This window comes from Plantactinospora sp. B24E8, from assembly GCF_039871735.1.
Taxonomy (GTDB): domain Bacteria; phylum Actinomycetota; class Actinomycetes; order Mycobacteriales; family Micromonosporaceae; genus Plantactinospora.
In genome coordinates this window covers 691,915-708,183 of the sequence record NZ_JBDPMH010000001.1, presented here as the reverse complement: position 1 = coordinate 708,183, position 16,269 = coordinate 691,915, and the positions used below count along the sequence as shown (strand labels likewise).

Sequence of the window (16,269 nt, the reverse complement as noted above, 5' to 3'; positions counted from 1 at the left end):
GGGTCAGCCGCGCCACAGGGCGAGCATCATCGCCTCGACCGCGATCCGGGGCTTGACGTTGGTCTCGATCGCCGTACGGCAGCGGAGCACCGCCTCCAGCCGGCGCAACGTGCTCTCGGGCGTCCACTTCCCGGCGGCGGACTCGGCCGTCGTCGCCACATCGGTGTGCACCGGGGCGACCGGGGCGCGCATCGCGACGGTCAACACGTCGCGGTAGAACCCGGCCAGGTCCACCAGCGCCCGGTCGAGGGCGTCCCGCTGAGCCCGGGTGGCCCGGGACTTCTGCCGTCGTTCGAGGTCCTTGAGCTGCCCGGCGGCTCCCCGGATCGCCCCGGCCGCCCCCCGCCCGGTGCCGCCGGCGCCCAGTGCGGTCTCCAGCGCGGCCCGCTCGGCCGCGTCGGCCTCCGCGACCGCCGCCGCCGCTTCCGCCTCGGCCGCCTCGATCAGGGTGGAGGCCGCGTCGAAGCAGGCGCCGACGCTGGTCAGCCGACGCGGTACGGCGAGCACCGACTCCCGCCGCTTGCGCGCGTCCGGGTCGCGGGCCAACCGGCGGGCCCGGCCGACATGCCCCTGCGCCGCCGCCGCGGCCCAGGCCGCCACGTCCGGCGCGATGCCGTCCCGGTCCCGGAGTACGGCAGCCACCGCCTCCGCCGGCGGCTGCACCAACGCCACGAGTCGGCACCGGGAGCGGATGGTGACCGAGATGTCGTCCGGGTGGGTGGACGGGGTGCAGAGCAGGAAGACGGTACGCGGCGGCGGCTCCTCGATCGCCTTCAACAGCGCGTTACCGGCCGCCTCGGTGAGCCGGTCGGCATCCTCGATCACGAGTACCTGCCAGCGGCCGCCGCTCGGCGTACTCGCCGCCCGCAGCACCAGGGCCCGCATCTCGGCGACCCCGATCGAGAGCCCCTCGGGGACCACGAACCGTACGTCGGCATGGGTGCCGGCGAGCGTGGTGTGGCAGCCGGCGCACTCGCCGCAGCCGGTGCCCCGGAGGCACTGCAACGCCGCCGCGAACGCCCGGGCCGCGACCGACCGCCCCGATCCGGGCGGGCCGGTGAAGATCCACGCATGGGTCATCGCGCTCCCGGCCCCGGTGGCCGATGTGTCGCCGCCCGGCGCCGGATCACCTCCGGGCGACTGCACACCGTCCCGGAGCGTCTCCGCGGCGATCCGGACCGTCTCCGCCGCGGCGAGGGCGGCCCGGCGCAGCGTGTCGACCGCCTCCGGCTGGCCGACCAGCTCGGCGAAGACGTCCGGCATCAGGACCGCCGTTCGAGCTCGAATTCACCCGTGACGGTGGCGGAACGACTCTCCGCCGGCGCCCCGGCGTCCCCGGACCCGCCGCCCTGGCGCCCGTGCCCGTCCACCGGGGCCGCACCGGGATGGCTGTCGGCCGCGACGACCTCGGCGTCCGCGCCCGTCGCCGGGACGGAACCGACCCCATCGGGGCGGCTGTCCGTCGCCCGGCCAGCGTCAGAGGAACCCGGGTCGGAGTCGAAGGAGCTCGGGTCGGAGTCGAAGGAGTCCGGGTCGGAGTCGAAGGAGCTCGGGTCGGATAACTCCGGCCGGTTCGCCGACTCCGTCGACCGGGTGTCGGCCGCCGTACCCTCCGGATCGCCGAGCATGCCGACCACCCGGTCGGCGACCTGCGTGGCGAGTTCGTCCGCCGGTCGGGAGGCGTCCAGCACCAGGTAGCGCTTCGGGTCGTCGGAGGCCAGGTCGAGGAAGGCGTACCGGACCCGGTCGTGGAACTCGCGGGACTCGCTCTCCAGCAGATCCGCCTCGCCGCCCCGGGACGCCACCCGGGCCAGGCCGGTCCGGGGCTCGACGTCGAGCAGGACAACCAGGTCGGGCTTGAGGCCACCGGTGGCCCAGGAGGAGAGCCAGGAGATCTCCTCGACCGGCAGGGTACGACCAGCCCCCTGGTAGGCGAGGGAGGAGTCGACGTACCGGTCGCTGATCACGACCGCGCCCCGGGCGAGCGCCGGCCGGACCACGGTGGCCACGTGGTGTGCGCGGTCGGCGGCGTAGAGCAACGCCTCCGCCCGAAGCGCCAGCGGCTCCTGGCCCTCGGTCCGTTCCAGCACCAGTCGGCGGATCCGCTCGCCGGCGGCGGTCGCCCCGGGCTCCCGGGTCACCACGACCTCGCGGTGCTGCTGCCGCAGCGCCTCGGCGAGCCGGCTGACCTGGGTCGACTTGCCGGCCCCCTCGCCGCCCTCGAAGACCACGAACATCCCGGTGGCGGCGAACGGCTCGGCCGGAAAGAGCGGCCGGCCCCGGATCGAGCCCCAGAGGTCGGCCAGGACCGGCACGCCCGGCTTGTCGTCCATCTGGCGGAACGCCTTGATCCCGGTGAAGATGCCGGCGAGTCCGGCGACCAGCAGCAGCACCCGGGTCGACGAGACCGAGATGCCCAGGTCGGCGATGCGCAGCTGCCAGGATCCGCCGAGACCGACCAGCAGGCTGCTGACCGAGATGGCCAGGATCAGCACCAGCCGGGTGCCGGTCTGCACCACCGCGAAGACCCGGCCGCGTACCTCGTCGGCGATCTCGCCGCCGAGCAGGGTGGTGCCGGCCAGGAAGGCCATTCCGGCGCCGGCGCCGACCAGCAGTGCGCCGAGGATCGCCATCGACAGGTGGATGGAGCCGGCCAGCACCAGCACCGAGCCGCTGGCCAGGACGATACTCAACCCGAACCAGCGGCGGCGGGACATCTCCCGGACGACCATCGGACCGAGCCCGATACCGAGCGACAGGCCGAGGAAGATCGAGCCGAAGAGCAGCGAGAACGCCGCCTCACCGGCGGCCAGCGACTTGGTGAAGAAGTTCGCGGTGCCGATCACCACGCCACCGCCGGCGAACGCGCCGAAGATGCCGAGCACCAGGCCACGGACCAGCGGGGTCTTTCCGATGAACTTCCAGCCGTCCACGAACTGCCGCAGCGCGCTCTGTTCCTCGGCCTGCCCGGCCCGGTCCCGGATCCCGCCCCGGCCGCTGATCTCGCGGATGCCGAAGAGCACCACCAGCGCGGTGGCGAGCCGGGTGAGCGAGTTGACGTAGAGGGCGAGCTGTGCCGGCTCGGCCCAGCCCGGCGGCGGACCGCCGGCAGCGGCCCGGATGGTCCGGTCCAGCCCGGCGGCGATCACCGCGGCGAGGATCGGGGTGATCCCGTACGTGGTGATCAGCGTCAACTGGTTCGCGGCCTCCAGTTTGCTGCGCGGGATCAGGTTCGGGACCGCGGCCTCCTTGGCCGGGATCCAGATCAGGGTGATCGCCTCGATCAGGAAGGTGGCGACCGCCGCCCAGCCGACCACCACACCGCCGCCGACGTTCAGCAGCGCGGCCAGCGGGATCGAGGCGAAGAGCACGAAGCGCAGCAGGTCGCAGATGACCATCGTGTAGCGCCGGTCGAACCGGTCGGCCAGTACGCCGGCGATCGGGCCGAGCACCAGGGCCGGCAGCAACCGGACCGCGATCACGCCGCCGAACGCGAGGCCCTTGGCGGTGTCGCCGGTGACCTGGGAGGCGGCGAAGAGCGAGGTGGCCAGCAACCCGAGCCAATCGCCGAAGGACGCCGCGCCGAGCACCAGCCAGAGCCGGCGGAACGGGCGGATCCGCAGGACGGAGCGGAGCGCCTGGTAGCCGGTCCGGTCGACCGGACCGCTGCCGCCGCCGGACGCGCCTGACGGGGTGGCCGTGGTGGGCGGGGCAGGCGTACCGGCCGACGACTCGGCCGCCCCCTGCCCGGCGCCACTGTGATTCGCGTCGATGGCCGTCCCCCTCGCGTGCCGGCCCATCGCTGGGCTCCCCCGCAGCACACTCTAATCCCGGTACGCAGCGGCGCTGACCCCGACATTCCCCGGAGCCGTCGCCCCGGGCCGACCTCGGGGTGCACCGGTCCAGGAATATGCGAGATGGTTTCGCATTACGGTCAGGAGGGCTACCGTGCTCGAATGGCCACCGAACGCGACACGCTGCGTCAACGCCTGGACCGGGCGACGGCGCACCTCGAACCACCCCTCGCCGTGGTCGACCTCACCGCGTTCGACGCCAACGCCAGCGCGCTGACCGGCCGGGCCGGCGGCAAACCGATCCGGATCGCCAGCAAGTCGCTGCGCTGCCGCCCGCTGCTCGACCGGGCGCTGCGCCGGCCCGGCTGGCAGGGGGTGATGGCGTACACCCTTGGCGAGGCGATCTGGCTGGTCCACAGCGGGGTCACCGGCGACGCCCTGGTGGGATATCCGACCGCCGACCGGGCGGCGCTGGCCCAACTCGCCGCCGACCCGGACCTCGCCGCCGCGATCTGCCTCATGGTGGACAGCACCGACCAACTCGACCTGATCGACGCGGTCGCCGCGCCCGGTCAGCGGGCCGACCTGCGGATCTGCCTCGAACTGGACGCGTCCTGGCGCCCGCTGCCCGGTCGCCTCGGCGCCCGGGTGCACGTCGGGACCCGCCGGTCACCGGTGCACTCGGCCGCCGACGCCGGCGCCCTCGCCGCCGCCATCGCCGGCCGGCCGGGCTTCCGCCTGGTCGGCGTGATGTCGTACGAGGGCCACATCGCCGGGCTCGGTGACGCCCCGCCCGGGCAGGCGATGCGCGGGGCGACGATCCGGTTGCTGCAGCGCCGGTCGTACCGGGAACTGCTGCACCGGCGCGCGGCGGCGGTGACCGCCGTGCGCGAGCACGCCGAACTCGAGTTCGTCAACGGCGGCGGCACCGGCAGTATCGCCCTGACCACGGCCGATCCGGCGGTGACCGAACTCACCGCCGGATCGGGCCTGTACGGTCCGACACTCTTCGACGCCTACCGCGCCTGGCGACCCACCCCCGCCGCCTTCTTCGCGCTCTCCGTGGTCCGCCGGCCCGGCCGCGACGTCGCGACCCTGCTCGGCGGCGGCTGGATCGCCTCCGGAATCGCCGACCGCAACCGGCTGCCGGTGCCGTGGCTGCCGGCCGGATTGCGGTTGACCGGCACCGAGGGCGCCGGCGAGGTGCAGACCCCGGTGACCGGGACCAGCGCGGACGCGTTGCGGGTCGGTGACCGGGTCTGGTTCCGGCACGCCAAGGCCGGCGAGTTGGCCGAACGGGTCGCCGAACTCCACCTGGTCGAGGGAGACCGGGTGGTCGGCAGCGTGCCGACGTACCGCGGCGAGCGCCGCACCTTCCTCTGACCGACCACCGGACGCCCCCGACCGGCCGCCGGACGGCCTCAGCCGGCGGACGGTGCCGCGTCGACGTGCCGGTGCAGGTACTCCCGGATCAGCGCGGTCGCCTCGGCCAGCACCAGCTCGTCGCCGTCGGGGGCGCGGCGGAACGCCAGCTTGATCAGCGCGTCGGCGGCCTCCACCGCGATCTCCAGCGCGAAACGCAGCCGGGGCGCGTCCGTGGTGCCGAACTGCTCGACCAGCACCCGGGCCAACTGCTCGGCGATGACTCCGTTGTTGTCGCGGTCCTCGTCCAGCAGGTGGACGTCGACCACGTCACCGAAGTGCAGGGTACGGAACCCGGGAACCTCCCGGTGCATGGTGATGTACTCGTCGATCGCGGCGTCGACACCGTCCCACCAGTGGGTCAGGTCTCCCCGGGAGAACCGGTCGGCCAGCCGCTCCAGGTACGCCTCCATGTTACGCAGGGTCAACGCCTGCACGATTGCTCGCTTGTCCGGGAAGAACTGGTAGACCGACCCGATGGCCACTCCGGCCCGCTCGGCGAGCAGCGTGGTGGTCAGCCCCTCATAGCCGACCTCGTCGACTATCTCGGCGCAGGCGTCGAGCATGCGCTGTACCCGGGCGACGCTACGGCCCTGCACCGGTACGCGGCGCAGTGGACCGGATGTGGCGGTTGACGTGGACACTCGTCGCCACTCCCTTTCGACGGGATGAAGGTTGCTAGGCGTCGCGGTTTTCGAAACGCTACCGGGACTAACGAGCCAGGCGAAATGTGGTATTTACTCGCCGTGACGATCCTGATTTACTCACTCCCACCCACCACATGACACGAGAGTAATTCACATTCGTCCATGGCACCGGTTGCCATGTCCGGGGAGGTCAGATGCGCGGCCGTACCACCCCCTCCGGCACCACCCCGGCCGTCTGGTCCAACTGGGCCGGCAACCAGCGCAGTACCGGCGAGGCGCGCCGACCGTCGACGGTGGACGAGGTCGTCGAGACCGTCCGAACCGCCCGCTCCGCCGGACGCCGGGTCAAGCCGGTCGGCAGCGGACACTCGTTCACCGCCGTCGCCCGCGCCGACGACCAGTGGCTCGACCTCGCCACCCTGACCGGCCCGGTCCACGTCGACACCGAGCGGCGCCTCGTCACCGTGCCCGCCGGCATGCCGCTGCACACCCTCAACACCCTGCTCGCCGAACACGGACTCGCGTTGGCCAACCTCGGCGACATCGACGTACAGACGATCGCGGGGGCGATCTCCACCGGCACCCACGGGACCGGGGCCGACTACGGCTGCCTGAGTACCTTCGTCGCCGGGCTCACCCTGGTCACCGGCACCGGTGAGCTGCTGACCTGCTCCGAAGAGGTGGAACCGGAGATCTTCGCCGCCGCCCGGGTCGGCCTCGGCGCCCTCGGGGTCATCGTCGAGGTCACCCTCCGCTGCGTCGACGCCTTTGTGCTCCGGGCCGAGGAACGCCCCGCCCCACTCGCCGCCACCCTCGCCGAACTGCCCACCCTGATCGGCGACAACGACCACTTCGAGTTCTACTGGTTCCCGTACACCGACCGGGTCCAGGTAAAGATCAACAATCGGGTGCCGACCGACGACCGGCCACTGCCCCGGTTCCGGGGCTGGCTCGACGACGAGTTCCTCGCCAACTCGGTCTTCGCCGGCGCCTGCCGGCTCGGCCGGGCCGCCCCCGCCCTGGTCCCGACCATCCACGCGGTCTCCGCCCGGGCGCTCACCGCCCGCACCTACACCGCCCGCTCCGACCGGGTCTTCTGCACCCCGCGCCGGGTCCGCTTCGAGGAGATGGAGTACGCCCTGCCCCGGGCCGCCCTCCCCGAGGCGCTCGCCGGACTGCGCCGGATCGTCGACGACCTCCCGTTCAAGGTCCTCTTCCCGGTCGAGGTCCGGTTCACCGCCCCGGACGACATCTGGCTCTCCCACGGCTACGGACGCGAGTCGGCGTACCTCGCGATCCACCAGTACGCCGGCATGCCCGCCGAGCCGTACTTCCGGGCCTTCGAGCAGGTCGCGGCGGCGCTCAGCGGTCGACCGCACTGGGGCAAGCTGCACTACCGGGACGCGACGTCGCTCGCTCCGGCGTACCCCCGGTTCGCCGACTTCCTGGCGGTCCGCGACCGGCTCGACCCGGACCGGGTCTTCGCCAACTCCTACACCGAGCAGGTCCTCGGCCACTGACCCCGGTCCAGGTCTGGGAGCTGACCGGCACGGTCGTCGGCCTCGCCATCAACCTGCGGTTCGGTGCGGCGTTCGACGTCTTCACCGCCCCCGACCTACGGGGCGGCCCCACCGAACACGAGATGCTCCGGGTCGCGTACGAGACGACCGCCCGGCACCTCGCCGACACCGAGGAGTACGTCCTCACCGACGTGTACGACCGGGACGTCACCCGGATCCGCCTGCTCACCGAACTCGGCTTCACCCAGTTCCGTACCTGGGACAACGTCACCGAGCGCGACCTCGGCGCCCCGCTACCCGAGCCGACCGTGCCCGACGGCTTCGTGGTCCGCCCAGCCCGGCCCACCGACGCCGACCAGCTCGCCGAGGCCCGCAACCGCTGCTTCGACACCGACTGGACCGGTGAGCTGTACCGGTCGGCGGTGATGACCAAACCCGGGTATGACCCGGAGCGGGAGATCGTGGTCGAGGCCCCGGACGGTCGGATCGCCGCCTTCACCGTCCACTGGCTGGACGACCACAACCGGCTCGGCCACTTCGAGCCGGTCGGCACCCACCCCGACGTCCACCGACGCGGACTGGCCCGGGCCGCGATGCTGGTAGCGATGCACGGGATGCGGGCGGCCGGCATGCGTACGGTCAGCGTCCACTACAACGCGGACAACCTGCCGGCGCACCGGCTCTACACCTCACTCGGCTTCCAGCCGCGCTACCAGACGTACGGCTTCCGCCGCCCCAGGCCGACGGCCGACGCCTGACGGACCACCCGGCCGTGCCCCGACCGCCACCACCGCTACCGGTGCGGTCGTGGTGGTGGGCCTCCCTGTCCCGTCGATGCGCGCAGCGCGGCCAACGCCCGCTCTTCGAGCAGCCGGAAGCCACAGGACCCGGCGATCGCCACGGCCTGTTCAGCGGTGCGGCTCGCCGATGCAGGGTCACCGGCGGAGAGCCGGGCGGCGGCGAGGCCGACCAAGGCCCGTGCCTCGACAAACGGGTAGGTGTTGTGCGCGATCCGCACGGAGTCCTCGAACCACCGGGTTGCGGTCGTCGCGTCGCCGAGCGCGAGATACGCCTGTGCCGCGGTGGCCGCGGTCTGGGCGGTGGCCTTCCGGTCGTGGACCGCGACGGCGATGTCGTGCGCTCGCCTCGCCACCTCCAGCGCCCCGGTGGCGTCTCCACGCTGTCTGTGCAGCTGGCTCAACTCATCCAGGGTAGACAGCTCTCCGCGCAGGTTCGCCCCCTTCCGGTAACCCGCGAGTGCCTTGGTGAGCAGTTCGGAGGCGCGCGCCTCCGCGCCAAGCTGACGTAGCGCACTCGCCAGATTGCCCTGATTGGCCAGTGCCGAGGTCTCCCGGCTGGTTGCCTCGTTTATCTCCAGCGCCGCGTTGAGCAGCTCGGCGGCGTCCCGCAGCTCGCCCTGGCACAACCGCATCACCCCGAGTCCGTTGAGCGCGACCGCCCGCACGTGGCCGAGCTGGTCGTCCTCGGTCAGGTCGAGCGCGCGGCGCAGCCACTGGTCCGCGTCGGCGAGCTTGCCCTGCTCCAGATGGTGCCACCCGATGTGGTGAGACAGGTACGCGGCGGCCGTCGTCCAGCCGATGGTGACCGCGGACCGCTCGCCGGCGAGGCAGTCGGACAGCGCCTCCTCGTCCCGGCCGACCGACCACAGCGCCTGGCCACGGCTGATCAACATCGCGGTCCGCGCGACGTCGTCGCCCGCCCTGACGGCCGCGTCCAGACCCACCTGCGCCAGGGGTAGCCAGCCATCAACATGCCGGCGGACCAGGAAGTAGCCGCGGAGCTGGTCGGTGATCCGCCAGGACAGCGCCGGGTCGGCGGACTTGGCCGTCTGCCTGACGACGGCGACCAACGCGGGCAGCTCGACGTCCAGCCAGGCGAGCGCATCGCTCCCGGACGCGAAGAACCCGTCCCGCCCGGCATGCGTCTCGAGTCGCACGAGCTGCGGGTACACCCACTCCATCGCGGCGGTCACCGCCTCGGCGTACCAGCTGTACAGCCGCGAGCGCGCGGTTTCGCGCTCGGTGTCCTGGGCGAGTAGCTGTCGGGCGTACAGGCCGAGCAGGTCGTGGTACCGGTAGCGGTCCGTCGCGTACTGCATCAGCATGTTCGCCTCAAGCAGGTCCTCCAGCACGCGATCGGCCTCGTCCGGCGGCATCCCCAGCAGGACGGCGGTGCCGTCGGCGCCGAAATCGTCACCGGGATGCAGGCTGCACAGCCGGAACGCGCGCTGGGCCGCGGCACTCAGGTCGGCATAGCTGAGCTGGAAGCTGCTGAGCACGCTCGAGTCACCGGTGGACAGCTCGCTGAGTCTGCGGTTGTCGTCGTGCAGTCGGCGGGTGAGGTCGCCGATGGCCCACGCCTGCCGGGTGGCGAGCCGCGCGCTCGCGATACGCAGCGCGAGCGGCAGCCGTGCGCACGCCTCGGCGAGGGCACGCGCCGCAGCGGGATCGGCGTCGGTCCGGTGCGCCCCTGCGGTCGCGGCGATCAGGGTGATCGCCTCCTCCGCGTCGAGCGGTTCGAGGTCAACAACCTTCGCCCCGGCGAGGCCGGGCATCCGCCGTCGGCTGGTCACGATCACGTCACTGTGGCCCGCACCCGGCAGCAGCGGCCGGATCTGGTCGGCGTCATGAGCGTTGTCCAGTAACACCAGCATCCGCCGGTCGGCGAGCTCGCTGCGGAACAGTGCGGCCGCCTCGACGTCGTCGGTCCCGATCCGCCGGCCCGGCACGCCGAGCGCGCGCAGAAACCGGCCGAGCACCTGCATCGGCTTCGACGCGGTCGCGGCGGCACCGTGCAGGTCGGCGTAGAGCTGACCGTCCGGATACCTCGCGCGCAACCGGTCGGCGGCGGCAAGCGCGAGAGCGGTCTTACCAACCCCGGCGATTCCGTTGATCAGGACGATTCGGGACGAGGCCGGTCCGGACTGCTGACCGCTTCTGACCAGCGCTGTCTCGATGCTGTCCATCTCGTCCGCCCTGCCGACAAAGTCCGGCGGCGGGGCGGGTGCCTGGTGGATTGCGATCCGCCCCGTGGTCCGGCGGGCCTGTCGTTCCTGCTGCCGAAGCACCGCGAGCTGGGCGGACCGCAGCCGCTCTCCAGGATCGATGCCGAGTTGGTCGGCGAGTGTGGACCGGATCCGGTCGTACGCCGCGAGTGCTTCTGCCTGCCGGCCGCTCGCGGCCAGGGTCAGGATCAGCTCGACGTGCAGCGGCTCGTCCAGCTCGTGCCGATCCGCGAGTTCCCGCAACGGTGTCAGTGCCCGTTCCGGCCTGCCGAGATCGCGCGCCAGCGTGGCGAACGTCCGGACCGCGTTGGTGTACTCGGCGGCTACCGCGGTGTAGAGCGGGCTCAACACCACCCGCTCCGCGTCGATCTCACCGCGCCACAGCGCGACGGCCTCGGCAAGCCGGGTCAACGCCGCCTCCGGCGCGTCGTACGCCGCTCGCGCGACGAGTTCGCGGAACGTCAGTAGGTCCAGATGATCGGCGCTGACCACGAGCCGGTACCCGGCCTGACCGCCGACAAGCACGCTGCCGGTCCGTCCGTCGGAGTCCAGCAGCCGGCGCAACCTGGCGACGTGCGTGTGGAGCAGGCTCACCGCGTTCTGGGCTTCGCCGTGCTGCCACAGAAGTGCGACGAGTTCGTCCTGGCCGGCCGCCGCGCCGGCGCCGAGTGCGAGCCGCGCGAGCAGCGTGCGTTGCCGGTCGGAGCCGAGGGATGCCTGGACATCGCCGTGCCAGACTTCGACCGGACCGAGCACCCGGATGCGCAGCGGGCCCGCACGGACCGGACCAGCTTCGGCGCGGTGTACGCGTTGGGCCTCGGCGGTGGCGTGAAGTTGTCCGACGTCACGCGCGCTCAGCCCGAGTGCGGTGGCGATGGCCTGGACCGAGCCCCATTTCGGACTTCTCGTCCTGCCCTGTTCCAGATCGCGGATCGCGCCCGTGCTCACGCCCGCCCGCGCGGCGAGTTCCTGTTGTGTCATTCCGGTACGGCGGCGATGGGCGCGAAGCAGCCCGCCGAAGCTCGTCGCCGTCACTCGTACCCGCGCCGAGTGACCAGACTGATGATCCGCGGTCTTCGGAGCACCAGATGATCCTAGGCCAGGAAGACGCCAGCGGCCCCGGAGTGCTGGCTGGAGCACGCCGGGGCCGAGGTTCCACAGAGCCGGCGCTGGGCCGGTCAGCCGTCGTGCGGCGGCGGCTCCTGGGCGTCCCGGGCGCGGCCAGGACACCCAGGGGCGACGGTCATCCGTTGGCGACGGTCGAGACACCGAGGATGCGGAACGCCGCGACGCGGACGTTGCGGAGGCTGCCTTCGGAATGGACGCTGACGGTGGTGCCCGGTTCGAGCGCGTCGAGGATCTGGCCGTCGCCCTCCCAGAAGGCGACGTGGCCGACGGCTTCGCTGGTCGTCTTGTAGAAGATCAGGTCACCGACCTTCAGGTCCGAGTAGTCGACCGACTTGGCGTAGAACTTCCCCGGAGACTGGTTGTCCTTGGCCCAGTTCCACATGTCGACGGCGCGGCGGACCGGCCAGCCGGGAAAGTTGCCGATCGGATTGTAGGAGGCGTAGACCAGGCCCGAGCAGTCGTAGCCCGGGTGCTCCGGAGTTCCCACTCCTCCGGTTCGATAGGCCACACCGCGCTTGGCCATGGCGTTCTTGTGGCCGATCATGCTCCAGTTGAAGATGTTCCTCTCCTGGTAGCAGGAGGTTCCCTGCTCGGTCGTCCCGTTCTGGACCCGCACCTTCAGGTGATTGATGTTGGGAATGCTGTCAGGGTTCCAGTCGGACCTGAGGCCGACCTCGTGGTGGCCGTTGCCGCCCCTGAGGACGAAGTAGGCGTCGCCGCTGGGGAAGATGAAGGGCGCCGCGCTGTGGTCGGCGGAGTGGGCCTGGATCCGCAGCACCGGAGAGATGTTGGTCGCCGTACCGGTGTCGTCGACACGCCAGCGAACGGTCACCCTGTCCCCGGCTTTCCAGTCGACCTGGATGAAGGCCTCGGCGCCCGGGCAGGAGACGGTGAGCGTGCCGCTCGGGTTGGTCAGACCGTCGGCCGACGCCGAGGGCGCGGCCACGAAGACGGCACCGGAGACCGCGACGGTGAGAGTCGCGACCAACGTCGTGAGGCGGGGTTTCCCGGCTTTCCTCTGCATACGTGAGATCTCCCTTCCACGGTGGGATCGGCGAGATTCGCAACCCCGGCGTCCTGTCGTTTTCGACAAGCCGTCGGGGAATCGGAGTCAGGCGTTGCCGCACGTCCACGGCGGCTTGGTGGGAACGGTAGGAATCGACACTGGCGCGGCGCTGCCCGTACGTCACCCGTACCGCCCGCCGCCCCGGGCTGGACGCGGACCGAGTACGGACGCTGGTGGGAGCTGACGTCAGCACGGGCCTGCGCCCGGTGCGCCACCTGGGCCCAGTTCCGGGGGCCCGGCCGCTACTCGTCGATCAGGCGGACCAGGCGCGACTCGGAAACCGCCACCGCTACGCGGTCAGCCGGCCGGGGCGGGTCCCGGGGCCGCGTCGCGGTGGACGGCCAGACACCGGACCCCGCCGCCACGTTGACCTTCGAGGCACCCTCGGCACACGCCGGGATGATGCGTGAAGTCCTGGTCAGAACCTGCGACGGCTTCGCCGCCACGGCCACCACCAACCGCAGGCGTCAGGCGGAATCCTCCGCCGCCCCCGTCCCCGCGGCCGCCTTCCTCGGCGCCGCCTTCTTCGGCGGAGCCTTCTTCGCAGCGGTCTTCTTCGCCGCCGTGGCCTTTTTCGCCGTCGTGGCCTTTTTCGCCGTCGTCTTCTTCGCCGCGGTCGTACCCGCCTCGGCCCCCGCGGCAGCCTTCTTCGCGGCCGCCTTCTTGGTTGCCTTCTTCCGCGGCGACGGCCCCTTGGCGCGCTTCTCGGCCAGCATCTCCGAGGCCTCCTCCAGGGTCAGCGCCTCGGGAGTCTGGCCGCGCCGCAGCGACGCGTTGACCTCACCGTCGGTGACATACGGCCCGAACCGGCCATCTTTGATCACCAGCGGCTTCTCGGTCAGCGGGTCCGGCCCCATCTCGCGCAGCGGCGGCGCGGCGGCCCGGCGCTGCCGGGTCTTCGGGGCCGCCAGCAGGGCGAGCGCCTGGTCGAGGGTGACGGTGAAAAGCTGGTCCTCGGACTCCAGGGAGCGAAAGTCGTCACCCCGCTTCACGTACGGGCCGTAGCGGCCGTTGTTGGCGACGATCTCGGCACCCTCCGGATCGGTACCGACCACCCGGGGCAGGGAGAGCAGCTTCAACGCGTCCGCCATGGTCAGCGTCTCCGGCGACTGCGTACGCAGCAGCGACGAGGTCCGCTCGCCACTGGAGACGTACGGGCCGAAGCGGCCGGACTTGAGCACGATCGGCTCGCCGGTCTCCGGATGTTCGCCGAGCTTGCGCTCGCCACCACCGCCGAGGAAGAGTTCGTGCACCTTCTCCGGGGTCAGCTCGTCCGGGGCGACCCCGTCCGGGATGGTGGCCCGGTCCCCGTGCCCGCCGCCGTCCTCACCCTCGGCGTGCGGGGTCGGCTCGGCACCGGGCAGGTGCCGCTCCAGGTACGGCCCGTACCGGCCGACCCGGGCCACGACCGCGCGCCCCTCGTCGTCGACGAAGAGCGGGATCGAGTTGACGCTGCGCGCGTCGATCTCGCTGAGGTTCTCGGTGACCATCTTCTTCAGGCCGCCGGCCCGGGCGATCGACTGGTCGCCGCCGTCCCCGCTGCCGAAGTAGAACGCGGTGAGGAAGTCGACCGCGGCGTGGTCACCACCGGCGATCTCGTCCAGCTCGTTCTCCATCGCCGCGGTGAAGTTGTAGTCGACCAGCCTCGGGTAGTGCCGTTCGAGCAGGCCGACCACGGCGAAGGCGAGGAGGGACGGGACCAGCGCCTGGCCGCGCTTGGAGACGTACCCCCGTTCCTGGATGGTCTGCATGATCGACGCGTACGTCGACGGCCGGCCGATGCCGAGTTCCTCCAGCGCCTTGACCAGCGACGCCTCGGTGTAGCGGGACGGCGGCTGGGTGTGGTGCTCCTGGGCGGCGAGTTCGTCGGCGGTCAGCGGCTGGTCCTTGACCAGGTTCGGCAGTCGCCGCTCGGCGTCCTCGGCCTCGGCGTTCTCGTCGTCGGAGGACTCGACGTACGCCCGCAGGAAGCCCGGCTCGGTGATGGTCTTGCCGGTGGCGCCGAAGTCGGCCTCCTCGCCGGCGCTGGAGACCGCCCGGATCCGGACCGAGACGCTGGAGCCGACCGCGTCGGTCATCTGGGAGGCGATGGTCCGGCGCCAGATCAGTTCGTAGAGCTTGAACTCCTCGGCGGAGAGCTCGTTCGCCACCTCGCCCGGGGTGCGGAAGTTGTCGCCGGCCGGTCGGATCGCCTCGTGTGCCTCCTGGGCGTTCTTGACCTTGCCGGTGTAGCGGCGGGGCTCCGGCGGCACGTTGCGCTCGCCGTACAGTTCGGCGATCTGGCGGCGGGCGGCGGCGATCGCCGTCTCGGAGAGGTTCACCGAGTCGGTACGCATATAGGTGATGTAGCCGTTCTCGTACAGCCGCTGCGCGGTACGCATCGTCTGCTGGGACGAGAAGCGGAGCTTGCGGGCCGCCTCCTGCTGCAGGGTGGAGGTGATGAACGGCGCGTACGGCCGACGCCGGTACGGCTTCTCGTCGACCCGGGTGACGGTGAAGGGCCGCCCGTCGAGCCGGGCGGCCAGTCCTCGCGCGCCGTCCGCGTCGAGGTGCATGACCCCGGCTTCGGGCCGCACCCGGCCGGTGGTGGGCTCGAAGTCGCGACCGGTGGCGATCCGGTCGCCGTTCAGCGCGATCAGGGTGGCGCCGAAGGTACGCGGTCCGTCGCCGCCGTTACGCACCGACAGGGTGGCCAGGATGTCCCAGTACTCGGCGGTGCGGAACGCCATCCGCTGCCGCTCACGCTCGACGACGATCCGGGTCGCCACCGACTGGACCCGGCCGGCGGAGAGGCCGGACCGGACCTTGCGCCACAGCACCGGGGAGACCTCGTAGCCGTAGAGCCGGTCCAGGATCCGCCGGGCCTCCTGGGCGTCGACCAGGTCGCGGTCGATCTCCCGGGGATTCGCCACCGCCGCCTGGATCGCCTGCCGGGTGATCTCGTGGAAGACCATCCGCTTGACCGGAACCCGGGGCTTCAGCGTCTCGACCAGGTGCCAGGCGATCGCCTCGCCCTCCCGGTCCTCGTCGGTGGCGAGGAAGACCTCGTCGACCTCCTTGGCCAGCTTGGTCAGCTTGCTGATCTGCTGCCTGCGGTCGGGTGAGACGACGTAGAGGGCGGCGAAGCCGTTGTCGACGTCGACACCCAGCCGCGCCCACGACTCGCCCTTGTACTTCGCCGGCACGTCGTCGGCGTTGCGCGGCAGGTCACGGACGTGACCCAGGCTCGCCTCCACGACGTATCCCGGGCCGAGATAGCCCGAGATCGTCTTGGCCTTCGCCGGTGACTCGACGATGACCAGACGGGTACTCCTGGCGTTACTCGGCACTTCGTCCCCTGCCCTCACTCACGATCTCCGCGCCACAGACCGCCCTGTCCGCACTCGCCCCGGCGCCGGATCCACCCGTCGGTGGCCGGACGTCCAACGTAACGCGCTCCCCGACCCCAGGGTTGCGCGGGCGCCGAATCGCCCCGCTACGCTGCGGTGACCTCGGACGCGACAACGCCGGGCGCACGGTCATGCCGGACGGCGACACCGTACACCCACGGTTGATTCCCGCGTGGCCAACCGGATGGATCCCGCCTGCGACAGCACGCTCACAACAGGCGGAAGCGAACAAATCTGACATCCGTTGTCCGGGATACGACAGCCGTCGATCCCAGCGT

Annotated in this window: 9 protein-coding genes; 3 read left to right on the top strand and 6 right to left on the bottom strand. The window is 71.7% G+C overall.

The features are described 5' to 3' along the window. Positions 1-3: 3 nt before the first annotated feature. Together ABGB21_RS03280 and tmk are read right to left on the bottom strand one after the other, a co-directional pair. Complete coding sequence (locus ABGB21_RS03280) at positions 4-1,263, bottom strand: DNA polymerase III subunit delta' (protein WP_347652831.1); 1,260 nt, start codon at positions 1,261-1,263, stop codon at positions 4-6. After that, entirely contained in the window at positions 1,263-3,590 is a 2,328-nt protein-coding gene (gene tmk / locus ABGB21_RS03275) for a dTMP kinase (protein ID WP_347676383.1), read from the bottom strand. The genes ABGB21_RS03280 and tmk overlap by 1 nt, the downstream gene beginning before the upstream one ends. Before the next feature lie 366 nt (positions 3,591-3,956). Between tmk and ABGB21_RS03270 the strand changes: the two genes are divergently transcribed. Next, the gene (locus ABGB21_RS03270) at positions 3,957-5,177 is read left to right on the top strand and encodes an amino acid deaminase/aldolase (RefSeq protein ID WP_347676271.1); all 1,221 of its coding nucleotides are present in this window, start codon (positions 3,957-3,959) and stop codon (positions 5,175-5,177) included. 38 nt (positions 5,178-5,215) lie between these two features. Here ABGB21_RS03270 and ABGB21_RS03265 read toward each other — a convergent pair whose 3' ends face one another. Beyond that, a complete protein-coding gene (locus ABGB21_RS03265) occupies positions 5,216-5,860 on the bottom strand; it encodes a TetR family transcriptional regulator (RefSeq protein WP_347652833.1) in 645 nt (214 codons plus the stop codon). Positions 5,861-6,057: 197 nt separating this feature from the next. Here ABGB21_RS03265 and ABGB21_RS03260 point away from each other — a divergent pair, with 197 nt between their 5' ends. Both ABGB21_RS03260 and ABGB21_RS03255 read left to right on the top strand, forming a co-directional pair. After that, positions 6,058-7,383 (top strand): D-arabinono-1,4-lactone oxidase, encoded by a 1,326-nt coding sequence (locus ABGB21_RS03260; protein WP_347652834.1) that lies wholly within the window; start codon positions 6,058-6,060, stop codon positions 7,381-7,383. Positions 7,384-7,505: 122 nt separating this feature from the next. Beyond that, positions 7,506-8,141, top strand: coding sequence for a GNAT family N-acetyltransferase (locus tag ABGB21_RS03255; protein ID WP_347652835.1), 636 nt, complete (start codon positions 7,506-7,508; stop codon positions 8,139-8,141). Between the two features lie 35 nt (positions 8,142-8,176). On the opposite strand, the gene ABGB21_RS03250 is transcribed toward ABGB21_RS03255, so the two are convergent. The 3 genes from ABGB21_RS03250 to topA all read right to left on the bottom strand — a co-directional run bounded on the left by ABGB21_RS03250 (position 8,177) and on the right by topA (position 15,931). Then, positions 8,177-11,443, bottom strand: a complete 3,267-nt coding sequence (locus ABGB21_RS03250) for a BTAD domain-containing putative transcriptional regulator (protein ID WP_347676381.1) — start codon at positions 11,441-11,443, stop codon at positions 8,177-8,179. Between the two features lie 208 nt (positions 11,444-11,651). Beyond that, complete coding sequence (locus ABGB21_RS03245; protein ID WP_347652837.1) at positions 11,652-12,560, bottom strand: NlpC/P60 family protein; 909 nt, start codon at positions 12,558-12,560, stop codon at positions 11,652-11,654. A 509-nt stretch (positions 12,561-13,069) separates the two neighbouring features. Beyond that, complete coding sequence (gene topA, locus ABGB21_RS03240) at positions 13,070-15,931, bottom strand: type I DNA topoisomerase (RefSeq protein WP_347676268.1); 2,862 nt, start codon at positions 15,929-15,931, stop codon at positions 13,070-13,072. Between the last annotated feature and the right edge of the window lie 338 nt (positions 15,932-16,269).